The organism is Methylobacterium sp. 092160098-2, assembly GCF_028920805.1.
In the GTDB taxonomy this organism is placed as follows: Bacteria; Pseudomonadota; Alphaproteobacteria; order Rhizobiales; family Beijerinckiaceae; genus Methylobacterium; species Methylobacterium fujisawaense.
Map to the genome: position 1 here is coordinate 1,998,566 of NZ_JAQPZJ010000001.1, position 25,748 is coordinate 2,024,313.

Consider the following 25,748-nt stretch of genomic DNA (forward strand, 5'->3'; position numbering starts at 1 on the left):
CGCCGTGTCCGGTGGAAAGCTTCGGGGCGGCTGCCGTCGTCTTTGCGAGCGGAGCGAAGCGATAGCGGCAACCCAGAACGCGACCGTCTTGCGCCGACGGGCCTGGCAGGCGCGACCTGCCCCCTCTCCCATGCGGGAGAGGGTCGGGGTGAGGGTCGAGACCGCTCAGAGTGAAGCGCACCCTCGAAGCGCCGACAGGCCGCGCCCCATTCGGACAGTTCTCATCCCTCACCCTGTCCCTCTTCCACATGGGAGCGGGGACCCGCGCCTCTTGCGAAGCGGGCGTGACCGTCGTGTCCCGTTCAATGACGCGCGGCAGGCAAGCGGAACGGTGCGTCATGTCCGGTCTCACGCCGCCCGCCCGGTCGAGAGCCGCAGGCGCGGATCCACCACCGTGTAGAGGATGTCGACCACGAGGTTGATGGTCACGAAGATCAGCGCCACGAGCAGCAGGTACGCGGACATGATCGGGATATCGACGTTCTGCACGGCCTGCACGAACAGCAGGCCCATGCCGGGCCACTGGAACACCGTCTCGGTGATGATCGAGAAGGCGATGACCGAGCCGAGCTGCAGCCCCGCGATGGTGATCACCGGCACGAGGGTGTTCTTCAGGGCGTGCCGCAGGTGGACGGCGCGGGTGGTGAGCCCCCGCGCCCGGGCGAAGCGGATGTAGTCGGTGCGCAGCACCTCCAGCATCTCGGCGCGCACCAGCCGCATGATCAGCGTCATCTGGAACAGGCCGAGCGTCACCGAGGGCAGGATCAGGGCCTTGAGCCCCGATGCGGTGAGGAAGCCCGTCGTCCACCAGCCGAGCCGGACCGTGTCGCCCCGCCCGTAGGAGGGCAGCCAGCCGAGCGTCACCGAGAAGAGGTAGATCAGCAGGATGCCGATCAGGAAGGTCGGCAGGCTGATCCCGATGAGCGAGACGGCCTGGAACAGCCCGGCGAGCCAGGAGTCGCGGCGCAGGGCGCAGTAGACGCCCATGAGGACGCCGACCACGAGGGCGAAGACCGTCGCGCAGAAGGCGAGCTCCAGCGTCGCCGGCATGCGCTCGGCGAGGAGCTGCGCCACCGGCTGCCGGAACTGGTAGGAGATGCCGAACTGACCCCGCGCCACGCTGCCGGCGTAGCGGGCGAACTGGACCAGGACGGGATCGTCCAGGCCGAGATTTTTGCGGATCTCCGCCCGCTCGGCCACGGTGGTGTCGGGGCCGACGATCTGGTTCACGGGATCGCCCGCGAACCGGAACATCGCGAAGGCGATGAGCCCGACGACCGCGAGGACCGCGGCCGCCTGGATCACCCGGCGCAGCAGGAAGGCGAGCACGCCCGGATCCTACTGCGGATCCTTCGACACCCAGTAGAGCAGGAGCAGGTTGTCGGCGCGCTGGGTCAGGTGGACCTTCTTGGAGACGCCCCAGGCCAGCGCCTGCTGGTGCAGCGGGATGTAGCCCCAGTCGGTGTTGAGGACGTCGAAGCCCTCCTTGATCAGGGCGTCGCGCTTGGCCTTGTCGGTCTCGCCCTCGACCTTGTCGGCGATGGCGTCGATCTTCGGATCGCAATAGCCCGCGAGGTTCCAGCTGCCCCGGCCCGACTTATCGCCGGGCTTCCGGCAGCCGACGATCTCGTAGAGGATGTTGTGGCTGTCGAGCGACGACGGGGTCCAGCCGAGCAGGTAGAACGACGTGTCGTAGTTCGGGGCCAGCACCTTGGCGAAGTACTTGGCCTTCGGCTGCGCGTTGAGGTTCACCTTGACGTTGATGCGGGCGAGCATCGAGACCACCGCCTGGCAGATCGCCTCGTCGTTGACGTAGCGGTCGTTGGGGCAATCCATGGTGAGCGAGAACCCGTCCGGGTAGCCGGCCTGGGCCATCAGCTCCTTGGCCTTCTTCAGGTCGGTGGCGGGGCGCTTGAACTCGGCGCCGCGGTCGTAGAGGCTCGGGGCGATCATCAGCGCCGAGGGCACCGCCTGCCCGCGCATGACCCGCTTGGCGATCGTGTCCTCGTCGATGGCGAGGTAGAAGGCCTCGCGGACCTTGATGTCCTTGAACGGGTTCTTGCCCTTGACGCTCGAATCCTTCAGCTCGTCCCGGTCCTGGTCCATGCCGAGGAAGATCGTGCGCAGTTCGGGCCCGGCCATCACGGTGGCGGTGCCGCTGGCGTTCACCCGCTGCTGGTCCTGCAGCGGCACGGGGTCGATCCAGTCGACCTCGCCGGAGAGGAGCGCGGCGACGCGGGTCGCCGGGTTGGCGATGGTGGTCAGCACCGCCTCGTCGAGGTTCGACTCGACCTTGCCCCAGTAGCCGTCGAACTTCTTGAACACCGTCTTCACGCCCGGCTGGTGCTCGGCGATCACGAAGGGGCCGGTGCCGTTCTCGTGGAGGGTGGCGTAGCTCGGGCTGGAGGCGTTGGGCGGCGTCGGCTGCACGACGCCGTTCTTCTCGGACCATGCCTTCGACATGATCAGCCAGGTCGGGAACTGGGCGATGGCGATGGGGTTCGGCTTCTTCAGCACCATGTCGACGGTGAAGTCGTCGACCTTCACGAACTCGGCGTCGGACGGGACGTTGGTGGTGAAGTTCGAGCCCGGGGCGCGGACCCGCTGGGCGGAGAAGATCACGTCGTCGGCGGTAAAGGGCGTGCCGTCGTGGAACTTCACGTTCTTGCGCAGGTGGAAGCGCCAGCGGGTCGGCTCGGGCGTCTCCCAGGATTCGGCGAGGCCGGGGGCGAATTTCAGGTTCTTGTCGAGGGTGACGAGGGATTCGTAGGCCGCCTGCTGCATGCCCTCGGTGAAGCTCTCCTTGAGGGAGTACGGGTCGAGGGATTTCAGGTCACCCTGGAAGGCGAAACGGAAGACGTTCGCGGCCTGCGCGGGCAACGCCGCGAAAGCGAACGTCGCGACGGCACCCGTGGCCACGCCGCGGACGAGGGTCTTCAGGGTCGAACGGGACAAGCGGATCTCCGGAACCGTGAATGCGCCACCGGCCGGCAGCCCCGGCGGTGTCCACCGCGGCGTCAGCAAGCTTCGGACCATCTGTATACAAGGCGGCGGCCGAGGCTGTCGCGGGTGAGTGACATTATTCGGCCGCCCGAACGCGTTTTTCCCGCCTCCTATCGTCCTCGATCGACGGCCGAGGCGCCGCCATCGCGCGGCAGGCGGGACCGGAACGGCCCTCGCGCATGGAAGCGCGCCTCCTCCCCCGTGCGGGAGAGGGGGCGCGTCGCGCCTTGCATGGGCCGGGGCGCGAGCGCGCCGGCCTACTCGGCCGCCACCCGCGCCGGCTCGTGCCGCGTCTCCGCGTCCGCCCGCTCGCCCTCCGCCACCGCCTTGCGCCGGAACAGGCGCATGACGACGACGAAGAAGACCGGCACGAAGAACACCGCCAGCACGGTGGCGGTGATCATGCCGCCCATCACGCCGGTGCCGATCGCCTGCTGGCTCTTCGAGGCGGCGCCGGTGGCGATGGCCAGCGGCACCACGCCGAAGATGAAGGCCAGCGAGGTCATCACGATCGGCCGGAACCGGAGCGTGGCGGCGTCCACCGCCGCCCGGATCACCGAGGTTCCGGGCTTCCAGAGGTCCTTGGCGAATTCCACGATCAGGATGGCGTTCTTGGCCGAGAGGCCGATGATCGTGATCAACCCGATCTTGAAGTACACGTCGTTGGGCATGCCGCGCAGGTAGACGGCCGCCACGGATCCGATCACGCCGAGCGGGATCACCAGCATGACCGAGACCGGGATCGCCCAGCTCTCGTAGAGCGCGGCGAGGCACAGGAACACGATCAGCACCGAGAGGGCGAGCAGCAGGCTCGCCTGGCTGCCCGCCTGCTTCTCCTGGTAGGACTGGCCGGTCCAGGCGTAGCCGAAGCCCTTCGGCAGCTGGAGCATCAGCCGCTCCATCTCGGCGATGGCGTCGCCCGACGTGTAGCCGGGGTTCGGCTCGCCGGTGAAGCGCACCGACTGGTAGCCGTTGAAGCCGACGATCTGGCTCGGCCCCATGCCCCATTTCAGCTCCGCGAAGGACGACATCGGCACCATCGTGCCGCCGGCGTTCTTGACCGCGTAGTTGAGGATGTCCGACGCGTTCATGCGCTGGAGCTGCTCGGCCTGCACGTAGACGCGCTGCATCTTGCCCCGGTTGGGGAAGTCGTTCGGATAGACCGAGCCGAGGTTGAGCTGGATCGTGGCGTTGATGTCCTCGAACTTCACGCCCAGGGCCGCGGCCTTCTCGCGGTCGATCACCAGCTCCGCCTGCGGGGTCGGCGGCAGGCCCTCGATCTTCACCTTCTGGAGGATCGGGCTCTGCTGCGCGAGCTTGAGCAGCTGCTCCTGGGCCGAGAGCAGGGCCGCGTAGCCGCGGTTGGCCCGGTCCTGCAGGCGGAACGAGAAGCCCGCCGCGTTGCCGAGATTGTCCACGGGCGGCGGTTCCTGGGCGTCCACCGTGGCGTCGCGGTAATTGGCGAGCGCCGCGTTGGTGCCGGCGACGAGGGCGGCGGCCGAGTTCTTGGCGTCGCGCTCGGACCATGGCTTGAGGGTGACGAAGGCCTGGCTGGTGCTCGGGGCCTGGCCCGAGAAGGAGAAGCCGTTGAGCATGGTCACGGTGGCGACGCCGGGCTGGGCCAGCAGGTGCTCCTCGACCTTGCGGACCGCCTCCTGGGTGCGGTTGTAGGAGGCGCCCGGCGGCGTCTGGATGTCGACCGTGAAGAAGCCCTGATCCTCCACCGGCAGGAAGCCCTCCGGCAGGTTCACGAAGGCGTAGGCGGTGCCGGCGACCAGCGCGAGGTAGACCAGCATCACCCGGCCGGATTTCCGGATGAACCACTGGGTGCCGCGGCCGTAGCGGGCGGTCTCCCGGTCGACGAACCGGTTGAACATCCCGAACACGCCGCCCTTGGCGTGGCCGTGGCCCTTCTCGATCGGCTTCAGGAAGGTCGCGCAGAGGGCCGGCGTCAGCGACAGGGCGAGCAGCGCCGAGAAGGCGATGGAGGTCACCATCGCGATCGAGAACTGCCGGTAGATGATGCCCACCGAGCCGGGGAAGAACGCCATCGGGATGAACACGGCCATCAGCACCAGGGTGATGCCGATGATCGCCCCGGTGATCTGCCCCATGGCCTTCTTGGTGGCCTCCTTGGGGGGCAGCCCCTCCTCGTTCATGATCCGCTCGACGTTCTCCACCACCACGATGGCGTCATCGACCAGGATGCCGATGGCCAGCACCATGCCGAACATGGTGAGCACGTTCACCGAGAAGCCCGAGATCCACATCACCGTGACGGTGCCCATGAGGGCGATCGGCACCACGATGGTGGGGATCAGGGTGTAGCGGATGTTCTGCAGGAACAGGAACATCACCAGGAAGACCAGCACCACCGCCTCGACCAGCGTGTGCAGCACCTTCTCGATGGAGGCTTCCACCGCCGGGGTGATGTCGTAGGGGATGTCCCACTTCAGGTCCGGCGGGAAGAACTGGGACAGCTCCACCATCTTGGCGCGGATCGCCCGGGCCGTCTCGAGGGCGTTGCCGTCGGGGGCGAGCGTCACCGAGATGCCGGCGGCGGGGCCGCCGTTCAGGCGGGTGGAGAACTGGTAGGCGTCGCCGCCGAGTTCGATCCGGGCGACGTCGCGCAGGCGCACGTTCGAGCCGTCGGGATTGGCCCGCAGCACGACCGCGCCGAACTCCTCGATGGTGCCGAGCTGGCCCTTCACGATGATCGGCATGGTCAGCGATTGCCGGGTCGGGCTCGGCTGGGCGCCGACCGCCCCGGACGCGACCTGGACGTTCTGGTTGCGGATCGCCTCGGTGACGTCCGAGGCGCTGAGCGAGAGGCCGCGCAGCTTGTCGGGATCGACCCAGACGCGCAGCGACCGCTCCGTGGAGTAGAGCGTCGCGCGGCCGACGCCGGGGATGCGCCGGATCTCGTTGATGACGTTGCGGATCAGGAAGTCGCCCAAGCCCACCTCGTCCATCGACCCGTCCTTGGAGACGAGGGTGATGATGTTGAGGGTCGCGGCCGAGGCCTCCTCCACCAGGATGCCCTGCTGGCGCACCTCCGCCGGAAGGCGCGCCTCGACGCGCTTCAGCCGGTTCTGGACCTCCACGGAGGCGAGCGACGGGTCGGTGCCGGGCTGGAACGTGGCGGTGATGTTCACCGAGCCGAACGAGTCGGTGGTCGACTCGAAGCTCATGATGTTGGCCGCGCCGTTCAGCTCATCCTCGATGAGCCGGGTGGTGCCGATGTAGAGGCTCTCCACCGAGGCCCCCGGATAGGCCGTGGACAGGGCGATGGAGGGCGGGGCGATCACCGGGTACTGCGCCACCGGCAGGTTCGGGATGGCGAGGGCCCCGCCCAGGCAGATGAACAGGGCCACGACCCAGGCGAAGACCGGCCGGTCGATGAAGAAGCGTGCCATGATCGGGCTCTCCCGGCTCAGTGGCGCGGCTGGACGGCGGCGGCCCGCGGCGCGACCTCCGCCTTGTCACCCGAGGCGTCGGGGGCCTCGTCGGTATCGTGCTTCGGACCGGTCTCGCCGTGGACCGGCGTCTGGTCGCGGGGCTTCACCTTGGCGCCGACGGTGATCTTCTGGAAGCCGTCGATCACGACCCGCTCGCCGGCCTTCAGCCCCGAGCGGATCAGCCAGTTCTGCCCGACCACCGGCCCGACCTCGACGGGCTGGCGCATGACCGTCTCGTCGGCGCGCACCACCCAGACCTCGGCGCGGCCGTCGTCGGTGCGCTGGATCGCCTGCTGCGGCACCGCGATGGCGTCGGAATCGATGCCCTGCTTGATCCGCGCCCGCACGTACATGCCGGGGAACAGCTCGTCGTGCGGGTTGGGGAACTGCACCCGCAGGGTCACTTGGCCGGTGCTCGGATCGGCGGTGACGTCCGAGAACAGGAGCCGGCCGGCCAGCGGGTAGAGGGAGCCGTCATCCATGATCAGGTGGACGTTGGCGGTGTTCTCCTCCAGCCGCGCCAGCTCCCCGCTGGCGAGGTCCCGGCGCAGGCGGTTCAATTCGCCCACCGACTGGGTGATGTCGACGTAGATCGGGTCGAGCTGCTGGATCGTGGCGAGCGCCCCCGTGGAGCCCGGCTCGATCAGGGTGCCCTCGGTGAGCAGCGCCCGGCCGATCCGGCCGGTGATCGGGGCGCGCACGTCGGTCCAGCCGAGGTTGAGCTGCGCCCGGTCGCGGGCCGCCTTGGCGCCGGCGACCTCCGCCTCGGCCTGCTTCTTGGCCGCGAAGGCGGCATCGTACTGGGCCTGGCTGGCGGTGGCCCGCGTCAGCAGCTGCTCGAGCCGGTCGGCCTGCTGCCGGGCCAGCACGAGGGCGGCCTCCTGACGGGCGAGCGCCGCCTCGGCGCTGGCGAGCTCGACCTGATAGGGCGCCGGGTCGATCTTGTAGAGGATGTCGCCCTCCTTGACCTGGCTGCCCTGCTCGAAGAGCCGCTTCACCACGAGCCCGGAGACCCGGGAGCGGACCTCGGCGATGCGCATGGGCGCGACGCGGCCCGGCAGGTCGCGGAGATAGGGGATCGCCTGGGGCTCGACCTTGACGAAGCCGACCTCGGGCACCGGCGGCGCCGGCGCGGCCACCTGCTTCGGGTTGCAGGCCGCGAGGCCGAGCAGAAGCAGGGCCGCGGGCAGGACGGTCCTGGCCCGGCCCGGACGGCGGCGAGAGGATGAGGTTCTGACGGACAGAGTGCGGGTCACGATTTCCGACGCTCCTGAAAACATGCGTCTGCTGAGGCTGGCGCGGAGCATGGACCCGCGCATCGTCGTGGCAGATCTCGGGACCGGTCACGAGGCCGGTCGGACGGAGATCAGGACAGGCGCGCATCCTCGCCGGCCGCCAGGGCCGGGGCGCGCGTCAGGCCAAGCGGGGAGGCCGGTGCGGCGAACCGTCCGGCGCGGAAGCCGGCAGGATGTCGGACCTGTATTCGAACGATGCGGAAAGAGTGTGACGGGGCCGCGGCGCCTCGACCGGCGGGCGCGGCAGCCCCAGTTCGGTGAGGATCTCGCTGTCGGCGGCGCAGAGATCGGTGCGGCCGAAGACGGACCGCTTGGCCTCGGGTTGCGCGTCCGGCGTGCCCGACAGAACCGAGAGGCGCGGGCTCGTGATCGCGCAGGCCGGGCCCTCCGGCCGCGCGGATTGGGCCCGTGCCGGCACGGCGGCCATCGCGGCCGCCGCGAGGACGAGCAGCGCCAGCACGGCGAGGCCCCGGGCGAGGCGGTCCGGCAAGGCCGCGACACGGCGGGCCAGAAGGGCGGCGGATCGGATCACGGATCTGAGATAAGCACGGCTGTCGCCGGGCGCAATCACCCACGGCGTCGCGGCGTCCGCGGAGTGTTGCATGCAGCACACAGCTACGCCCGGAAGTGCACATCCCGACGGCCCGGCCTCAACCTTGCCGTGAAGTCCGGGCCGGCTCGCCCGATGCGCGCAGGGCACCGCGAAGGTCTGCGCCACGACGGACGGAGGATGGAGACCATGCCGAGACGGATCGCGCTGCTCGGGCTCGCGGGGTTGCTGCTTGGAAGCGCCCCCGCGCTGGCCAACCCGCTGGACAGGGGCCCCATCGCGGACTTCCTCAACGTCTTCCGCAGCCAGGCGATCCCCCGCGAGACCGTGGCGTGGACCGGCAAGGAGAAGCCCGGGACGATCGTGGTCTCGACGCGCCAGCGCCGGCTCTACTACGTGCTGGGCGGCGGCGCGGCGGTCCGCTACGGCGTCGGCGTCGGCCGGCAGGGCTTCTCGTGGTCGGGCACCAAGACCGTCACCATGAAGAAGGAATGGCCGGATTGGCGCCCGCCGCAGCAGATGCTGGCCCGCCGCCCGGACCTGCCGCGCTACATGGCCGGCGGCCAGGACAACCCGCTGGGCGCCCGCGCCCTCTATCTCGGCTCCTCGCTCTACCGCATCCACGGCTCGAACGAGCCGGAGACGATGGGGGCGGCGGTCTCGTCGGGCTGCATCCGCATGACCAACAAGGACGTGGTCGACCTCTACGACCGGGTCCGGGTCGGCACCAAGGTCGTCGTGCGCGACTGATCGCGGCGGGTGGCGGCGCCCGGCCGCCGCCCTCCCCCCTGCGTCGCCTTCTCCCCTGCGCCTCGGAGCGGCCCCCAAGCGGCGCGCGGACCGACCGCGACGCGCAAGGCCGTGCGCGGGCGGCCGGATCGGCGCGGCTGCGGCTGCGGCTGCGGACGGGTCCGCGTCGACAGGCGCGGCGGGCCGGTGATAGGAGCCGCGCCGTCGGGCAGAGCCGGATCGCCCGATCTCCACGAGGGACAGCATGAACGAACGCATCATCCTGCGGGCCGGCGAGGCCCTGGTGGCGGGCGGGCCGCCCAACACCGCCTCGGAGCCCGAGGTCATCATCGGTGAACTCGACGGGCCGGTCGGCACCGCCCTCGCCACGCTGACCGGCGATCAGGTCGTCGGCCACAGCCGCGTCTTCGCCCTGCTGAACACCGACATCATGGTGCGCCCGGTCACGCTCTGCGTGTCCAAGGTCAGCGTCACCGAGAGCAAGTACACCTCGATCCTGATGGGCACCGTGCAGTTCGCCATCGCCAACGGCGTCCTCGACGCCGTGCGGGCGGGCTACATCCCCAAGCACAAGGCCAACGATCTCGGCATCATCTGCTCGGTCTGGCTCAGCCCCGGCGTCATCGAGGCGCAGCATGTCGACCACAAGGCGCTGTTCGACATCCAGCGCCGCGGCATGACCGAGGCCATCCGCAAGGCCATGACCAACGAGCCCTCGATCGACTGGCTCCTCGAGAACCAGGACAAGATCGTGCACAAGTACTACCAGATGGGCCTCGACGGGAAGATCTGAGCGCCCGTCCGCGCCGCGATCACGCCTCCCGCCGTCGGCTCCCGGCCGGCGGCCGCGGCGCGGACCCGGCGGGCGTTCCTGCGGGACCCGCATGGCCGGCTTCCTGCAGGGCCGCGTCCGGGGCCCGGGCCGATAGGGAGAGACGCCACGCCATGATCAGCGCCTTCGATCTGTTCAAGATCGGGATCGGCCCGTCGAGTTCGCACACGATCGGCCCGATGGTCGCCGCGCGCCGCTTCCGCGACCGCGTCGCCGGCCGGTCCGGCGTCGCGCGGGTGAGCGCGGAGATCTTCGGCTCCCTCGCCTGGACCGGGCGCGGCCACGGCACCGACGTGGCGATCTACCTCGGCCTCCTGGGGCACGAGCCCGCCACCGTCGATCCCGACGCCGTGGCCGGTTACACGCAGGCCCTCGCCGAGACCGGCGCCCTCGGCCTGCCCGGCATTGCCTTTGATGGCACGCGGGACCTTCTCTTCAACTTCACCGAGGTGCTGCCGCGCCACACCAACGGCATGCGCTTTCGCGCCTACGATCCTGCCGGCGGGCTTCTGGACGAGGTGGTCTGCTACTCCGTGGGCGGCGGCTTCGTGGAAGAAGAGGACGAGCCCGGCACCGCCGGCCTGGACGCGGTGGCGCTGCCGTATCCGTTCGAGAGCGGCGCCGACCTCCTGCGGACCTGCGCCGAGACCGGCCTGACGATTCCGCAGGTCCAGATGGCCAACGAGCGCGCCCTGCGCTCCGACGCGGAGATCGAGGCCGGGCTCGATGCCATCCGCGACGCCATGCTCGCCTGCATCGCCCGGGGTCTGCGCATGGACGGCGAGCTGCCGGGCGGCCTCAAGGTGCGGCGGCGCGCCAAGCGGCTCCACGCGACGCTCGAAGCGAACCGGCTGTCCAACAGCCGTCCGGCCCACGAGATCATGGACTGGATCAGCCTGTTCGCCCTGGCGGTGAACGAGGAGAACGCCTCCGGCGGCCGCATCGTCACGGCGCCGACCAACGGTGCGGCCGGGATCGTCCCCGCGGTGCTGCGCTACATCGTGGATTTCTGCCCCGGCTGGAGCGAGTCGCGCGGCCGCGACTACCTCCTCGCCGCCGCGGCCATCGGCGGGCTGATCAAGCGCCGGGCCTCGATCTCGGGCGCCGAGGTCGGATGCCAGGGCGAGGTCGGCTCGGCCTCGGCCATGGCGGCGGCGGGCCTCGCCGCGATCCTCGGGGGCGAGCCGCCCCAGGTGGCCAACGCCGCCGAGATCGCCATGGAGCACCATCTCGGCATGACCTGCGACCCGATCGGCGGCCTGGTGCAGATCCCCTGCATCGAGCGCAACGCCTTCGGCGCCAACAAGGCGGTGGCCGCCGCCTCCCTGGCGCTGCACGGTGACGGGGTGCATTTCGTGAGCCTCGACCAGGTCATCGAGACCATGCGCCAGACCGGGCACGACATGCAGGCCAAGTACAAGGAAACCTCCCTGGGCGGCCTCGCGGTCAACGTCGCCGCCTGCTGAGCACGCCGGCCCCGGCGCGCCGCGCACGATCCCGCGGGTGCGCGGGTTCCGCCTGTCGCGGGCGGGGAGCTTCGGCTAGGATGGCGGGATGATCAGACGCGCCGATTCCCGTCCGTTCAGCCGCCTCGCGGCCGGTCTCGCGCTCGGGGCCGGTCTCGGGCTCGGGGCCGCGTGTCTCCCGGCGGGTCCCGCCGCCGCCCAGGCGCTGTTCTGGCCGTCCGTCGGCTTCGCGCCGCTGCCCTCCTTCGCCTGGCCGCAGATGCCCGAGGACGCGTATGGCCGCTGGACCGGCTCCTACGCGCGCCTCTCGACCGGCTACGCGGTCAGCACGTCCCGGCATTTCGGCAGTTATTCGGGCCCGACGATCGGGTTCGAGGGCGGCCGGATGTGGCAGGAGGGCCCGATCCTCTACGGCATCAGCGGCGGGTTCGATTATCTGGCTGGGCTCGACGGCACCCTCACGCCGGGCTTCGGGCGGCTCGCCTATTCCAACGACTTCGCCGGGTCCCTGGAGGTGAAGGTCGGCACCCTCGTCGCGCCGGACGTGCTGGTCTACGCCAAGACCGGCGCCCTGGCCCTGCACCAGACGCTGCGCGTCGGGCCGACCCCGGGGTCGCTGCCGTTCACGCGCCAGGACATCGCGGTGCGGCCGGTCGCGGGCGTCGGCGTCGAGTGGGCGGTCACGGACCGCCTCTCGCTGGCGGTCGAGGCGGGCGTGGTCGGCGGCGGGATCCGCTGAGGCGGTCTCTGCCGGCACCGCCGCGCGGCGGTGCCGGGAGGCGGCCCCCTGATCGGCCCCCTACTTCGGGACGAAGGCCCAGTAGTCGAGGTCGAGAATCACCGCCGGGTCGTAGCCGTCGCCCGCGCGGTCCGGGAAGGCGCCGCAAGACTGATTCTTGGTGGCGACCGTCCGCAGGCGCAGGAGCCCGACATCGTCGCGGCCGACATCGGCTGTGGCCAGCACCTCGCTCCAGGCATAGACCGTGTCGCCGGCAAACAGCGGTGCCACGTGGCGGCCGGCATTGATGCCCGCGAGGGCGAAGGCGTTGCCGAGCCCGTTGAAGCTCAGCGCCCGGGCGAGCGAGATGACGTGGCCGCCGTAGATCAGGCGCCGGCCGAACCGGGTGTCCTTGGCGGCCAGCCCGTCGAAATGCACCTTGGCGGTGTTCTGGAACAGGCGCGTGGCGATCTGGTGCTCGGCCTCCTCGACGGTCATGCCGTCGACGTGGTCGATCTTCTCACCGACCGCGTAATCCGCGAAGCGGTGCGGGCTGCCGGCGAGGTCGGTGTCGTAGGCGGCGGCCGAGAGCTTCGGCAGGGCGCCCGCGAGATCCTGCGGGTCGACCACCTTGGCGAGGCTCGGCACGTGCTCCTCGGCGATGGCCGCCTCGGGGTCGCGCTTGCGCACGAGGACCCAGCGGCAATAGCTCAGCACGGTCTCGCCGCGCTCGTCGGAGCCCACCGAGCGGACATAGACCACGCCGGTCTGGCGGTTCGAGCTCTCCTTGAGGCCGATCACCTCCGACACGGTGGAGAGCGTCTCGCCCGGATAGACCGGCCGCCGGAACCCGCCCTCGGCATAGCCGAGATTGGCCAGCGCGTTCAGCGAGACGTCCGGGACGGTCTTGCCGAACACCATGTGGAAGGTGAGCAGGTCGTCGAGCGGGCTCTTCGGGTAGCCGATGGCCCGGGCGAAGGCGTCCGACGACTGCACGGCGAAGCGCGGCCCGTAGAGGCCGGTGTAGAGCGCCACGTCGCCCACCGTCACGGTGCGCGGGGTGGCGTGGCGGATGGTCTCGCCGAGGCGGAAATCCTCGAAGAAGCGGCCGGGATTCGTCTTCACGGGCGTTCGGTCCTACTGCGCGTAAACGTAGGTTGCGGGCACGGCGTACTCGTGCAGCAGGCGGCTGATGAACAGCAGCAGCAGGATCAGGATGATCGGCGAGATGTCGACGCCGCCGAGATTGGGCAGCAGGTTGCGGATCGGCCGCAGCACCGGCTCGGTCAGCCGGTAGAGCACCTCGCCGATCTGCGCGACGATCGGGTTGCGCACGTTCACCACGTTGAACGCCACCAGCCAGCTGAGAACCGCGCTTGCGATGAGGACATAGATGAAAAGCTGGACGACCGTGTCGAAGAGCCAGATCAGGGCGTTCATGCAGGTCCGCGCGCTATCCTCGGGGCGCCCGCACCCCAGCGCCGGAGCGGCGCGCGGCGGGCGACGTTGAAACAGGGAATTGACAGGCTGAGCCGCCCGCGCCTACAAGGCCGGCGCCTCGACGGGGCTGTAGCTCAGATGGGAGAGCGCCGCAATCGCACTGCGGAGGTCAGGGGTTCGAATCCCCTCAGCTCCACCAGGCCTTCCTGGTGACAATTCAGCATCCTGGCGACGCGGCGATATCGCCGTCGCAGCCAGGACTTAGCGGTAACCAGCCGCGATTTTCGCGCCCTGCGCCCCTGTCCGATCACCGATCTCAAGCCTGCTGGCGCCCGGACCGCGCCTGATCCGCGGGCGCGGAGGGATGGGCGACCGCGGGCCGTCTCACGCCGCGCGGCCGCGTCCGGACCGGCGGCCCTGCAACCATTGCGGCGGACCGGGGTTCGCTCCCGATTGACGACAGGCGGAGGCCGGGTGGCGCCCTGGATCGAACAGACAGTCTGGTGGCAGGTCTTCCCCCTCGGCTTCGTCGGCGCCCCCGACCAGGCCGACTTGGCCGCACCGGTCGTGCATCGCCTCTCCCACCTGCAGGCTTGGCTTGACTACGCGGTGGAGCTCGGCGTGTCCGGGCTGGCGCTCGGGCCGATCTTCGCGGCCGCCACGCACGGCTACGACACGATCGACCCTTTCCGGATCGATCCGCGCCTGGGCGATGAGGCCGATTTCGACGCGCTGATCGCCGCGGCCCGTGCCCGCGGCCTCCGCGTCCTGCTCGACGGGGTGTTCAACCATGTCGGGCGGGCCCATCCCGCCTTCCAGGACGTCCTGCGCAACGGGCCCGAAGCCCGGCAGGCCAACTGGTTCAGGCTGTCCTGGCCGCGGGGCTCCGGCCCGGGCATCGAGCCGGACTACGCCTGCTTCGAGGGCCATCGGCAACTCGTGACGCTCAATCACGACGCGCCGCAGGTCGCCGACCATGTCGCCGCCGTCATGGACCATTGGATCGCCCGCGGCGCCGATGGCTGGCGGCTTGACGCGGCCTACGCGGTTCCCCCGCACTTCTGGGCGCGCGTGCTGCGGCAGGTCCGCATCGCCCACCCGGAGACCTACATCGTCGGCGAGGTGATCCACGGCGATTACGCCCGCTTCGTGCGGGACACCGGCATGGATGCGGTGACCCAGTACGAGCTGTGGAAGGCGATCTGGAGCGCCCTCAACGATCGCAACCTGTTCGAGTTGGCCCACGCCCTGGACCGGCACAACGGCTGCCTCGACACGTTCGCGCCCCTGACCTTCGTGGGCAACCACGACGTGACGCGGATCGCCAGCCGGCTCACGGACGACCGGCACCTGCCGCACGCCCTGGCGATCCTGCTGACCTGCGGCGGAACGCCCTCGATCTATGCCGGCGACGAGCAGGCCTTCCGCGGCGTGAAGGAGGAGCGGGTCGGCGGCGACGACGCGATCCGGCCGGCCTTCCCGCCGACGCCCGCGGACCTCGCCCCGTACGGCTGGCCGATCTACCGGCTGCACCGGGACCTCATTGCGCTGCGGCGGCGTCATGCCGGGCTGCACCGCGCGCGGACACGGACCCTGCACCTCGCCAACGAGCAGCTCGTGGTCGTGCTGGGCGACGGCGCCGCGCGCGTCCTGCTGGCCCTGAACCTCGCCGACGCGGCCGTGCCGCTGCCGGTCCCGGATGCCCGGACGATCGAGGCCGGCCAAGGCGATCTCGCGGAAGCCGGCGGCCCGAGCGCCCGGGTGACCCTTCCGCCCCACGGCTGGGCCATCCTGGTTGTCTGACCGTCGCGGGTCGGCCCGCGACGGATCGGCCGGGGCCCGCAGGGCTGCCGGTCGCGGCCCTGCCCTACCCCGTGCGGCGCGCGGTCCAACGGCCCGCACAGGCGCCGAGCCCCGACAGGGTCCAGCGGCCGGTTCCGGCGGATCCGCGCAGACGGCCCGAGACCAGGACGCTGGCGAGCCCCTTGCGGATCGTGCCGGTGATCCGGCCGTCCGCGCCCGCCCGGCCGGACGCGTCGACGCCGTTGCCGCCGGCATCGTCCACGGTCCCGTCCCGGATGACGATCGGGTAGCTGTAAGGCCCCGTGCAGCTCCCGCTCTCCGCGGTGGCTATGACCGACCAGGCTCCATCGAACCGGTTGGCCGCGTAGGCTCCCGTCGGAACGCCGACGGCGAGGAACAGGGCGGGCGCGAGCAGTGCAGCACGAAGTCGGATCATCGTCTCCTCTGTGGTGATTTCGAAGCGCGGGCGCGGTTCATCCGCAGCCGGATCATCGACAGGGCCGATCGGTTGCGGGCCTGAAAGGGCAACGGGCCGGACGCGCGCCCGGAGTGGCGCGGGCGTCCGGCCTCGCGGCCGTGCCGGACAAGAGGGCCATCCGCCCGGCACAACCTCGACAAAGGGGTGGGATGCCGTGGAAGCCTGGGGCCCCACGGCACGTCCCGCAGCCCCGATATGGCCCCTAACACGTTCTTTCAAATGAGAGATTTGTACCAGTACGGCGCGCTTTTTTCACGCCGCCGATCCGGACGCCCGACCGCTCCCGTCAGGAGAAGTTCCGCGAAGGCCCGCCGCCCAGGCGGCGCGGCCCACGGTGCCCGACACGGCCGGCAGGCGGGCCGGCCGGTGCCCCGGACGCGATGCGGCATCGACTTCTGCAACTTCTAAACAGTGGTCGCGAAGATCCGCCCCGGGGTCGCACCGGCCCCGGCGCTTCTGGCCCGGTGTTCGGTCGATATCCGCACGTTCGGCACGCCCAGGTCTGCTGGGCGGTTCGCCGGCGATCTGCGCGAGACAACGCCTCGACGGGCCGAGCATCAATCCTTGGCTCAAAACGCCCGCGTCGATGATGCGTGTATACCAAGAAAATAACTTAGGTGAGGGAACCTGCTTGTGCGCAACCCGTTTGTGCCCGGCTGCCGGAGGGGCAGCGCGCGCGGCATAGGGTGCGAGAGCGGTGACGGCGGGCGTCGACAGGCATGAACTCCGGCAGATCATCGCCGGCCTGAGCGAGGGCGTGATCCTGGTCGAGCCCGACCAGACCATCGCGTACGCCAACGCCGCCGCCCTGGCGATGCACGGCGCCGAGAGCCTCGACGAGCTCGGGCCGACCGTGGACGCGTACCGGGACCGGTTCTGCCTGCGCTACCGCAACAACGTCGCGCCCAACCAGTATCCGATCGAGCGCGTCGTCGCCGGCGAGCGCTTCCACGATGTCGTGGTCGAGGTGCGCCGGGCCGACAAGCCCGAGATGGATTTCGTCCACTCGCTGCGCAGCCTCGTGGCCACGGACCGCGACGGCAAGCCGAGCTGCCTCGCGCTGATCCTCAAGGACGTCTCCGACCAGTTCGAGGCCGAGGAGCGGTTCGAGCGGACCTTCAACGCCAACCCGGCCCCGGCGGTGATCACCCGGCTGTCCGACCTGCGCCACGTCAAGGTCAACACCGGCTTCCTGGAGATGACCGGCTTCACCCGCGACGCCGTGATCGGCCGCAGCGTCTACGAGGTCGACGTCCTGGCCGGCGCCCGCAACCGCGATCTCGCGGTCGCGCGCCTCGAGTCCGGCGGCACGATCCCCCAGATGGAGGCCTGCCTCGATCTGCCCGACGGCGGCAGCCGGTTCGTGATCGTCGCCGGTCAGCCGATCGCGATGGGCGACGAGCCGTGCATGCTGTTCACCTTCGCCGACCTCGAACTGCGCCGGAAGGCCGAGACGGCCCTGCGCCAGAGCGAGGAGCGCTTCGCCAAGGCGTTCCGGATGACGCCGGTGCCGACCGTGCTGGTGCGGGCGGACACGTTCCAGGTCACCGGCATCAACGAGGCGTTCAGCCGGGTCTTCGGCCACGGCGAGGACCGGATCGTCGGGCGCAGCCTCGACGAGGCCGGGCTGTGGGTCGCCGACAAGCAGCGCCTGCAGGTCGAGGCCGCCCTCGACCGGCACGGCTACGTCCTCGGGGTCGAGGTGTGCCTGCGCCACGAGAGCGGGACGAATCTCGACTGCCTGGTCTCGGCCGAGCGCGTGACCATCAACGATGCCGAGTTCGCCCTGCTGGTCCTGCAGGACATCACCGAGCGCAAGCACACCGAGCGGGAGCTGTTCGACGCGATCGAGACCGTGATGGCCGACACGTCGTGGTTCAGCCGCGGGCTGATCGAGAAGCTCGCGACCCTGCGCCGCCCCGGCCGGGAGGCCGCCGAGGGGGCGGCGCCGAACCTGACGGTGCGCGAGCGCCAGATCCTCAACCTGATCTGCTCGGGGCTCGGCGACGACGCGATCGCGCGCAAGCTCGGCCTGTCGCGCAACACGGTGCGCAATCACGGCGCCGCCTTGTACCGCAAGATCGGCATCCACAAGCGCAGCGAGGCGGTGGTGTGGGGGCGCGAGAACGGCTTTCCGCTGAGCAGGCCTGACGGATGAATACCGCCGTACCGGTATAGACGGACCATTGATCGGGCGATGTCCGCCCTCATCTTCCGCGCGGCCAGGGCTCTTCCGCGCGGGATGAGGCGCCCGCGACTGAGCCCCCTCGCCGGCGCCGCCCCACCGCGAGGTCCCCTGGCGACGCCCCCACCGGCGCCCCCCCCCTTGCGACGACCTACGACGACCACCACCACCGGAGTGACACAGCGTGACCACCATCCAGACCGTAGCAACGCCCCTCGCGCCGGACGCGCACGCCGACACGCGCGCCGTCCTGCTCAACCAAGTGTCCTGGGGGGCGATCTTCGCCGGCGCCGTCACCGCCCTGGTCACCCAGGTGATCGTGAACCTCGTCGGCGTCGGGGTGGGCCTGGCCTCGGTGGGCACGACGGCGGCCGACAATCCCTCCGCCTCCACCGCCTCGATGGGCGCCGGCATCTGGTTCGTGGCCTCGGGCATCGTCGCCTCGCTGGCCGGCGGCCTGATCGCCGGCCGGCTCTCGGGCAAGCCCCTGCCGGGCGCCGCCGCCCTGCACGGTCTCGTCTCCTGGGCGGTGACGACGCTGGTCGTGCTCTACCTGCTGACCTCGGCCGCCAGCGGCCTGGTCGGCGGCACGCTGAGCACCGTCTCGGGGGCGCTCGGCGGCGCGGGCAACCTCGTGGGCGGCACCGTGCAGACGGCGGCCCAGGCGGCGGCGCCGTCGCTGGCGAAGATCTCGAACCCGCTGGACGGCATCGAGCAGAAGGTCCGCCAGCAGACCGCCGGCCAGGACCCGCAGGCGGCCCGCGACGCGGCGGTGGCGGCGATCAAGGCGCTGTTCACGGGTGACGCGTCGCAGAAGCAGCAGGCCGAGGCCCGCGCGGCCGACGCCCTGGCCAAGGCGCAGAACATCCCGGTCGATCAGGCCCGCCAGCAGATCCAGGACTACGAGACGCAGTACGACCAGGCGGTGGCCACCGCCAAGCAGAAGGCCGAGGCCGCGGCCGTGACGGCCAAGTCGGCGGCCACGCAGGGCGCCTTCTACGCGGCGCTGGCGCTGATCCTGGGGGCCCTGGCGGCCTTCCTCGGCGGCCGCCTGGGCGCGCCGAAGCCCGCGACCCTGCTCGGCGCCTACGAGACCCGGCGCGTCTGACCGCCCTCGGCGCCCGCGCCTCCATGCGGGCGCCGCCCATCCCCGGCGGGCGGAACGCGCCCGGCCGGGATCCCCGACCCCCCTCCAACCGCACGGAGCACACGCGATGAGCAGCACCACCGACAAGATCAAGGGCCTGGCCAACGAGGCGGTCGGCAACGTCAAGCAGGCGGCCGGCAAGGCCACGGGCAACGACAAGCTGGTGGCCGAGGGCAAGGCGCAGGAGCTGAAGGGCGAGGCCCAGAAGACCGTCGGCGACGTCAAGGACGGCGCCAAGACCCTCGCCGACAAGATCACCGGCAAGCACTGATCCTCATCCCGCGGCGCCGGGCCACCGGCGCCGCAGCCCCCCGGCGAGGTCCCATCACCCCGAGACAGGAGAGCAGCATGAACCGCGACCAGATCCGTGGCGCGTCCGTCACCTCAAGGGTCGCGCCCAGACCGCCCTGGGCGGCCTGACCGGTGACCCGGCCCGCCAAGTGCGCGGCGCCGTGAACCAAGTGGCCGGCGGCGCTCAGTATGCCTACGGTCGCGCCCGCGACCGGGCCGAGGATTTGGCCGACGATGGCCGCCATCTGGCCGAGGCCGCCCGGACGCGGGCCGACCATCTCATCGGCGAGGGCCGCGAACGCGCCCGGGATGTGCGCCGCCGTGGCGCGGTCTACGGCCGGCAGGCGATCCGCACGGTCGAGGCCAACCGCACGAACACCCTGCTGGGTCTGGCCGCGCTCGCCTTCGCGGCCGGCTGGCTCGTCCGCCGCACCCGCTGAAGGAGGCCCCATGCTGCGCAAGATCCTGACGGCCTTCATCGTGCCGAAGCTCATCGCCTATGTCGGCCGCCGCTTCGACCGGCGCCAGCGCACCGGCCGGACCTACTGAGGGAACGCACCGTCGTGGCGGCCGTCGTTCCCGCGCCCGCCCCGGACGCGGACGCCGGGAGACCGGCCGGGGCCACGCGGCCCGCCTCCGCGGCGGCACCCGCACGCCCTGCGCGACCCGCGGGCCGCTATCCCGGCGCCTTCCAGATGCTGGCGGCGATCCGCGTCGTCTCGACCAGTGCCGCGTGGAGCGCCGCGTCGCCGTCGCAGCGGCCGGCGCGGATGGCTGCGACCAGAGCCGCCGGCGCGGCGGCGTCCCCTTTGGTGGCGTCCCCTTCGGTGGCGTCCCCTTCGGCGGAGAGCACGCCAAGCACCCGCGCCCAGGCCTCGGCGGCGGCACCCTCCTGCTCGATCTCCCGCAGGACGATGCCCATCGCGTTGGCGGCCATCAGCAGGACGTAACGCTGGCGCCCCGACAGGGCGGGGGCGACCTCGTCGAGGAGGCCCTGCCGGGCCACCGCCAGGAGGGCGGCGCCCGCGGGCGCGTCCGGGTAGGCGGCGCTCATCGGGCTCCCCATCGTTCGGGCGCGGTCTCGCGCAGGATCGTGGCTTCGAGTTCGGGCGCCATCCGGCCGGTGAGCGCGAGCTCCAGCGACGTCTCCTGGCCCGAGACGTGGCGGTGGCCCTGCTCCAGGGCGATCACCGCCCAGCGCAGATGCGCCATGATCTCCCAGTAGCGCACGGCCTCCGGGTCGATCCTGCGTCCGCTCTCGGCTTCATAGCCGCGGTAGAAGGCGGCCCGCGGGGCGATGCCGCCGGCCTCCAGGTCGGGCCGGCCGAACCGCCAGCAGGCGGCGCAGAACCAGCCGATATCCTGGACCGGGTCACCCCAGCCGGCGAATTCCCAATCGAGGATCGCGGTCAGGCCCTCGGCATCGACCATGTAGTTGCCGGTGCGGAAGTCGCGATGCACCAGGACCGGCTCGGGACAGGGCGGCGCGTGGCATTCGGCCCAGCGCAGGCCCCATTCGAGGGCCGGGCGCACGGCGCCGATCCCGTCGAGATTCGCCCGCAGGGTGCGGATCTCGGTGAGCGCCGGATGCGCGTCGGGCGCACCGAGGAAGGCGAGGTCGTCCGCCAGGGCGGCGCGGCCGGGGCCATCGGCCCGCAGGATTCCGTGGATCCGGGCCAGCTCCCGCCCGAGCTGCTCGGCCAGGGCCGCCCGGTCGCCGCCGAGGCGCGTGTCCTTCACCACCCGCGGCCCCAGCCCGACCCCGGAGACGAGCCCCATCAGGGCGAAGGGCGCCCCGACCACGACCGGATCGGCGCAGAATCCGACCGGCTCCGGCACCCGCACGCCGGCCGCGAAGGCGGCGCGCAGGATCCGGAACTCCTCGGCCCGCGGGCGGCTCGACGCGATGGTGGCCGGCGCGTCCTTGCGCAGGACGAAGCCCCGCTCGCCGCCGTCGACCCGGCAGGCCAGCATCCAGTTCTCCTGGATCGAGCCGCCGGTCAGCGGCCGGATGTCGTCGAGGGTGACCGTCCCGGCCCCCAGGGTCCGGCCGATCCAGGCGCAGAGCGCCGTCCTTTGACCTGCGTCCAGCATGGGGGTTCAGGGCCGCGTCAATGGACGCGCTCGAGGGCCAGGGCGATCCCCTGGCCGCCGCCGATGCACATGGTCACGAGACCGTAGCGGCCGCCGGTCCGGGCCAGCTCATAGAGGGCCTTCACGGTGATGATCGCCCCCGTGGCGCCGATCGGGTGGCCGAGGGCGATGGCGCCGCCGTTGGGGTTGACCGTGTCGGGATCGAGGTCGAGGGCGCGGGAGACCGCGCAGGCCTGGGCCGCGAAGGCCTCGTTCGACTCGATGACGTCGAAATCCCCCGCCCGCAGCCCGGTCCGCTCCAGCAGGCGCCGCACCGCCGGCACCGGGCCCATGCCCATCACGGACGGGTCCACGCCCGCATGGGTGTAGCCGACGATCCGGGCGAGCGGCGTCGCGCCGTCGCGCTCGGCCTGCGCGGCGCTGGACAGGACCAGGGCGGCGGCGCCGTCGTTCAGCCCCGAGGCGTTGCCGGCCGTGACGCTGCCGGTCTTGGAGAAGGCCGGGCGGAGCTTGGCGAGGTCGTCGGCGCTCGTGGCCTTCGGGTGCTCGTCGGTGTCGAAGGCCACCGTCTCGCGCTTCCGCTGCACGTCGATCGGCAGGATCTGATCGCGGAACCGGCCCTCGCGGATCGCCCGGGCGGCGCGCCTCTGGCTCTCGGCCGCGAAGGCATCCTGCATGGCGCGGGGGATGGCGTAGCGCTCGGCCACGTTCTCGGCGGTGACGCCCATATGGCCGTTGCCGAACGGGTCGCTCAGCGCGCCGAGCATGTAGTCGACGAGGACGGCGTCGCCCATGCGCGACCCGGTCCGCCCGGTGGTCAGGAGGTGGGGCGCGCGGCTCATGCTCTCGGCCCCGCCGGCCACCGCAATCTCCGCATCGCCGAGCAGGATGGACTGCGCGGCCGAGACGATCGCCTGCAGGCCGCTGCCGCAGAGGCGGTTGACCGTCATGGCCGGCACCTCCTTGGGGAGGCCGCCCTCCAGGGCGGCGACGCGGGCGATGTAGGCGTCCCGGGGCTCGGTGGGGATGACGTTGCCGAGGACCACGTGGCCGACCGCCTCGGGCGCGGTCCCGGCCCGGCGCAGCGCCTCGGCGACGCAGCGGGCGGCGAGGACGGAGGGGGGCGTTCCGGCGAGCGCGCCGCCGAAGGTGCCGATCGCGGTGCGCACCGCGCCTGTGATCACGACATCGGTCATCGTCTTGGGCTCCATGGCTTACTCGGCCGATCGGCGGATGGGACAGCGGACAGCCTGGACGAGGCCGTGCTCACGCCCCGACACCCCACGACCAGAAGGCGTCGCCCTCGGCCTCCAGATTGCGGTTGAGCACCATCTTGTGGACCTCGTCGGCGCCGTCCACGAGGCGGGCCTGCCGGGCGTAGCGGTAGATCCATTCCAGCGGCGTGTCGGTGGAATAGCCCCGGGCGCCGTTGATCTGGATCGCCGTGTCGGCGGCCGCGTGGAGGAGGTTGGCCACGTGCACCTTGGCCATCGACACCTCCTTGCGGGCGAAGCTGCCCTGGTCCAGCGCCCAGGCGGCCTTCATCACCAGGAGCCGCCCGATCTCGATCCGCATGGCGAGGTCGCCGAGCATCAGCTGGATGCTCTCCCGGTCGGCGAGGCGCACGCCGAATCCGTGCCGCTCGGCCGCATAGGCCCGGGCGATCGCGACGCAGCGCTTCGACAGGCCGAGCCAGCGCATGCAATGGGTCAGCCGCGCCGGCCCGAGGCGGATCTGGGTGAGCTTGAGGCCGTCGCCCTCGCTCATCAGCACGTTCTCGGCCGGGATTTCCAGGCCCTCGAACAGCAATTCGCAATGGCCGCCATGCTCCTCCGGCCCCATGATCGGGATGCGGCGCAGGATCCGCCAGCCGGGCTGGTCCCTGTGGAACAGGAAGGCGGTCAGCCCCTTGCGCGCGTCGTCGGAGGTGCGCGCCATCAGGATGAAGTGCGCGGCCTCCTCGGCGCCGGTGATGTACCACTTGCGGCCGGTGACCACGTAGCGGTCGCCCCGCCGCTCGGCCCGGGTCTGGATCATCCCCGGATCGGAGCCGCCGCCGGGATGCGGCTCGGTCATGGCGAAGGCCGAGCGGACCCGTCCGTCGACGATCGGCGCGAGCCAGCGCGCCTTCTGGGCCGGCGTCGCCACCTTCTCCAGCACCATCATGTTGCCGTCGTCCGGCGCGGCCGCGTTGAACACGACCGGCCCGAAGATCGACCGGTTCATGGCCTCGTAGCAGACCGCCATGCCGACCCTGTCGAGACCGGCGCCGCCGGTCTCGGGCCGCAGCTGCAGGCACCACAGGCCCTGGTCGCGGGCGAGACCCCGCAGCCGGGCCAGCTCGGTGAGGCTGATGTTGCCGTGGCCGTCATAGGCCGTCGGATCGGCCTCCAGCGGCAGGATGTGCGTGTCCACGAAGGCCGCGATCCGGGCGCGGTAATCCTCGACGCGCGGGGAGATGGTGAAATCCATGAGCCCACCTGCTGTGCCGGCCCAGGCGATAAAAATCGAGCGAGCGCTCGCTTTTTATCGCCTGGATTCGGATCTGGCAACGCGCTAAGGGCGACTGGCAACGGGCCAAGGGACGGGGACCGTCTTCGGCCGTCGCCCCGACCGGCCCGCGCGACGATGGATCGATGAGACCCGCTGACGCTCCCCCGTCCGCCCGTCCGGCCGAATTGCCGGCGAAGGACGCCTACGCGACCGAGGCGATCTGCGCGCGGATCCTGGCGCGGCACCGGGACCGGATCAGCGTCCGGAAGGATCACGTCGCCACCGCCAACCTCGCCCGGATCATCGAGGCGGTGCTGAAGCTGTCGAGCCGGCAGGGCTTCCACGAGACCAGCCTGCGCGACCTCGCGCAGGCCTCGGGCCTCAGCATGGGCGGGCTCTACTCGTACTTCGACAACAAGAACACGCTTCTGGTGATGATCCTCACCGAGGTGGCCGAGACGGCCGAGGCCGTCCTGCGGCAGGCTCCCGCGGGGATCGAGGGGGATCCGGCCGCGCATCTGCGCTGGCTGATCGAGACCCATATCCGCCTGACCGAGGCGATGCAGCCCTGGTTCGTCTTCGCCTTCATGGAGGCGAAGGGGTTTCCGGCCCCCGCCCGGACGATGGCGACGGAGAGCGAGGCCGCCACGGAGCGCATCTTCGCCGAGGTCCTCGCCCGCGGCGTTGCGGCGGGCGTCTTCGCGGTCGCCGACGTCGATCTCACCGCCGCGCTGATCAAGCCGCTCCTGCAGGACTGGTACGTGAAGCGGGCCAAGCACCGGAAGCGCGGCATCCCGATCCAGCGCTACATCGCCGGCGTCATCGCCTTCGTCGAGAAGGCCATCGCGGCGCCCTGACCGCGTCGGCGCGGCCCGCTTCGCGCCGCTGCCGGCCGCCCTCCGCGAACGGACCGCCCGGGCGCCGGGCGTCCCGGCCGCCGCGCCCTCGCGGCGAGGCGCTAGGAGGCCGGGGCGCGGCCCGACGCCAGCGGCCCGGGCAGCGCCCCGATCAGGACCCGCAGGCCGCCGATGTCGTCGAGGACGGCGTCGGCGGCGTCTGCGTCTTCGGGGCGCCCGTAGCCGTAGCGGGCCAGGATTGCGGCGACGCCCGCCGCGCGGGCCGCCGCGATGTCGTGGTGCATGTCGCCGACCATGACGGCCCGGCCGGGCTCGACCCCCAGCCGGCGCAGGGCCTCCCGGAGCGGCGCGGGATCGGGCTTGCGTTGGGGCAGCGTGTCGCCGCCCACCACCGTGTCGATCAGCGGCGTCAGCCCCACCGCATCCAGGATCAGGCCGGTGGCGCGGGCCGGCTTGTTGGTGACGATCGCCAGCGCGAGGCCCGCCTCCCGGAGCGCGCGGACGGCTTCCGCCGCGCCGGGGAACAGGGCCGTGCCGGCCGCCGCGATCGGCTCGTACACGGCCAGGAAGGCCGGCAGCAGCTCCGCCGCCCGGTCGGCGTCGCCACCGGAGGCCCGCAGGGCGCGCTGCAGCAGCGCCAGGGCGCCGTCGCCCACCATCGCCCGCACCGCGGCGGCCGAGACCGGCGGCAGGCCTTCCTGCGCCAGGGTCGCGTTGAGGGCCGTCCGGAGATCGGCTAGGCTGTCGACGAGGGTGCCGTCGAGATCGAGGAGAACGGCGTCGAAGCGCGACGGGGCCGCAGGCAAGGGTGTTCTCCGCGTCGAGGGGGGCCGCCGCCGGACGCCGACGCTTCGGTCTCCGGGACGGGCGGTTCCTAGCGGGTCGCGC

The 25,748-nt window shown here is 71.4% G+C and carries 22 protein-coding genes, 1 tRNA gene and 1 pseudogene; 11 read left to right on the forward strand and 13 right to left on the reverse strand.

The window, feature by feature from the left end:
* Positions 1-348: 348 nt before the first annotated feature.
* The 5 genes from PQI07_RS09485 to PQI07_RS09505 all read right to left on the reverse strand — a co-directional run bounded on the left by PQI07_RS09485 (position 349) and on the right by PQI07_RS09505 (position 8,288).
* Positions 349-1,329: an ABC transporter permease gene (locus tag PQI07_RS09485; RefSeq protein ID WP_043379385.1), complete on the reverse strand. Its 981-nt coding sequence runs from the start codon at positions 1,327-1,329 to the stop codon at positions 349-351.
* A gap of 9 nt (positions 1,330-1,338) precedes the next feature.
* A complete protein-coding gene (locus PQI07_RS09490) occupies positions 1,339-2,955 on the reverse strand; it encodes an ABC transporter substrate-binding protein (protein WP_043759712.1) in 1,617 nt (538 codons plus the stop codon).
* Positions 2,956-3,260: 305 nt separating this feature from the next.
* On the reverse strand, positions 3,261-6,419 hold the full coding sequence (locus PQI07_RS09495) for a multidrug efflux RND transporter permease subunit (protein WP_043379387.1): 3,159 nt from the start codon (positions 6,417-6,419) through the stop codon (positions 3,261-3,263).
* A gap of 17 nt (positions 6,420-6,436) precedes the next feature.
* Complete coding sequence (locus PQI07_RS09500) at positions 6,437-7,705, reverse strand: efflux RND transporter periplasmic adaptor subunit (protein ID WP_051975938.1); 1,269 nt, start codon at positions 7,703-7,705, stop codon at positions 6,437-6,439.
* A gap of 169 nt (positions 7,706-7,874) precedes the next feature.
* Complete coding sequence (locus PQI07_RS09505; protein ID WP_043379479.1) at positions 7,875-8,288, reverse strand: hypothetical protein; 414 nt, start codon at positions 8,286-8,288, stop codon at positions 7,875-7,877.
* Positions 8,289-8,495: 207 nt separating this feature from the next.
* On the opposite strand from PQI07_RS09505, the gene PQI07_RS09510 reads away from it, so the two are divergent.
* The 4 genes from PQI07_RS09510 (at position 8,496) to PQI07_RS09525 (ending at position 12,093) form a co-directional block, all read left to right on the forward strand.
* On the forward strand, positions 8,496-9,056 hold the full coding sequence (locus tag PQI07_RS09510; RefSeq protein ID WP_043379390.1) for a L,D-transpeptidase: 561 nt from the start codon (positions 8,496-8,498) through the stop codon (positions 9,054-9,056).
* 244 nt (positions 9,057-9,300) lie between these two features.
* Positions 9,301-9,849: a formaldehyde-activating enzyme gene (locus PQI07_RS09515; protein WP_043353007.1), complete on the forward strand. Its 549-nt coding sequence runs from the start codon at positions 9,301-9,303 to the stop codon at positions 9,847-9,849.
* A gap of 152 nt (positions 9,850-10,001) precedes the next feature.
* Complete coding sequence (locus PQI07_RS09520) at positions 10,002-11,354, forward strand: L-serine ammonia-lyase (RefSeq protein ID WP_043379391.1); 1,353 nt, start codon at positions 10,002-10,004, stop codon at positions 11,352-11,354.
* 88 nt (positions 11,355-11,442) lie between these two features.
* Positions 11,443-12,093 (forward strand): outer membrane protein, encoded by a 651-nt coding sequence (locus tag PQI07_RS09525; protein WP_043759709.1) that lies wholly within the window; start codon positions 11,443-11,445, stop codon positions 12,091-12,093.
* Positions 12,094-12,153: 60 nt separating this feature from the next.
* Here the strand turns inward: PQI07_RS09525 and PQI07_RS09530 are convergent, their stop codons facing one another.
* Together PQI07_RS09530 and PQI07_RS09535 are read right to left on the reverse strand one after the other, a co-directional pair.
* Positions 12,154-13,197, reverse strand: a complete 1,044-nt coding sequence (locus tag PQI07_RS09530; protein WP_043379397.1) for a MaoC family dehydratase — start codon at positions 13,195-13,197, stop codon at positions 12,154-12,156.
* Between the two features lie 12 nt (positions 13,198-13,209).
* On the reverse strand, positions 13,210-13,512 hold the full coding sequence (locus PQI07_RS09535) for a YggT family protein (protein ID WP_010684838.1): 303 nt from the start codon (positions 13,510-13,512) through the stop codon (positions 13,210-13,212).
* 123 nt (positions 13,513-13,635) lie between these two features.
* Between PQI07_RS09535 and PQI07_RS09540 the strand changes: the two genes are divergently transcribed.
* Both PQI07_RS09540 and PQI07_RS09545 read left to right on the forward strand, forming a co-directional pair.
* A tRNA-Ala gene (locus tag PQI07_RS09540) sits at positions 13,636-13,711 on the forward strand.
* 275 nt (positions 13,712-13,986) lie between these two features.
* On the forward strand, positions 13,987-15,315 hold the full coding sequence (locus tag PQI07_RS09545; RefSeq protein ID WP_274926513.1) for an alpha-amylase family protein: 1,329 nt from the start codon (positions 13,987-13,989) through the stop codon (positions 15,313-15,315).
* A gap of 64 nt (positions 15,316-15,379) precedes the next feature.
* Here the strand turns inward: PQI07_RS09545 and PQI07_RS09550 are convergent, their stop codons facing one another.
* Positions 15,380-15,751, reverse strand: a complete 372-nt coding sequence (locus PQI07_RS09550) for a hypothetical protein (protein ID WP_179697479.1) — start codon at positions 15,749-15,751, stop codon at positions 15,380-15,382.
* A 739-nt stretch (positions 15,752-16,490) separates the two neighbouring features.
* Here PQI07_RS09550 and PQI07_RS09555 point away from each other — a divergent pair.
* The 4 genes and pseudogenes from PQI07_RS09555 (at position 16,491) to PQI07_RS09570 (ending at position 19,856) form a co-directional block, all read left to right on the forward strand.
* Positions 16,491-17,951 (forward strand): helix-turn-helix transcriptional regulator, encoded by a 1,461-nt coding sequence (locus PQI07_RS09555; protein WP_043759706.1) that lies wholly within the window; start codon positions 16,491-16,493, stop codon positions 17,949-17,951.
* Between the two features lie 211 nt (positions 17,952-18,162).
* On the forward strand, positions 18,163-19,086 hold the full coding sequence (locus PQI07_RS09560) for a hypothetical protein (RefSeq protein ID WP_043350219.1): 924 nt from the start codon (positions 18,163-18,165) through the stop codon (positions 19,084-19,086).
* Positions 19,087-19,192: 106 nt separating this feature from the next.
* The gene (locus tag PQI07_RS09565) at positions 19,193-19,396 is read left to right on the forward strand and encodes a CsbD family protein (RefSeq protein WP_043350217.1); all 204 of its coding nucleotides are present in this window, start codon (positions 19,193-19,195) and stop codon (positions 19,394-19,396) included.
* Between the two features lie 77 nt (positions 19,397-19,473).
* Positions 19,474-19,856, forward strand: a pseudogene (locus tag PQI07_RS09570) (CsbD family protein).
* A gap of 236 nt (positions 19,857-20,092) precedes the next feature.
* Here PQI07_RS09570 and PQI07_RS09575 read toward each other — a convergent pair.
* The 4 genes from PQI07_RS09575 to PQI07_RS09590 all read right to left on the reverse strand — a co-directional run bounded on the left by PQI07_RS09575 (position 20,093) and on the right by PQI07_RS09590 (position 23,982).
* Entirely contained in the window at positions 20,093-20,470 is a 378-nt protein-coding gene (locus PQI07_RS09575; protein WP_274926514.1) for a DUF6285 domain-containing protein, read from the reverse strand.
* The gene (locus PQI07_RS09580; protein ID WP_111473532.1) at positions 20,467-21,510 is read right to left on the reverse strand and encodes a phosphotransferase family protein; all 1,044 of its coding nucleotides are present in this window, start codon (positions 21,508-21,510) and stop codon (positions 20,467-20,469) included. The genes PQI07_RS09575 and PQI07_RS09580 overlap by 4 nt, the downstream gene beginning before the upstream one ends.
* A 17-nt stretch (positions 21,511-21,527) precedes the next feature.
* Complete coding sequence (gene bktB / locus PQI07_RS09585; RefSeq protein WP_274926515.1) at positions 21,528-22,706, reverse strand: beta-ketothiolase BktB; 1,179 nt, start codon at positions 22,704-22,706, stop codon at positions 21,528-21,530.
* Positions 22,707-22,776: 70 nt separating this feature from the next.
* Positions 22,777-23,982, reverse strand: coding sequence for an acyl-CoA dehydrogenase family protein (locus PQI07_RS09590; RefSeq protein WP_043379413.1), 1,206 nt, complete (start codon positions 23,980-23,982; stop codon positions 22,777-22,779).
* Between the two features lie 164 nt (positions 23,983-24,146).
* On the opposite strand from PQI07_RS09590, the gene PQI07_RS09595 reads away from it, so the two are divergent.
* On the forward strand, positions 24,147-24,860 hold the full coding sequence (locus tag PQI07_RS09595; protein WP_081948562.1) for a TetR/AcrR family transcriptional regulator: 714 nt from the start codon (positions 24,147-24,149) through the stop codon (positions 24,858-24,860).
* A gap of 101 nt (positions 24,861-24,961) precedes the next feature.
* On the opposite strand, the gene gph is transcribed toward PQI07_RS09595, so the two are convergent.
* Entirely contained in the window at positions 24,962-25,666 is a 705-nt protein-coding gene (gene gph / locus PQI07_RS09600; protein WP_043379417.1) for a phosphoglycolate phosphatase, read from the reverse strand.
* Positions 25,667-25,748 lie beyond the last annotated feature (82 nt).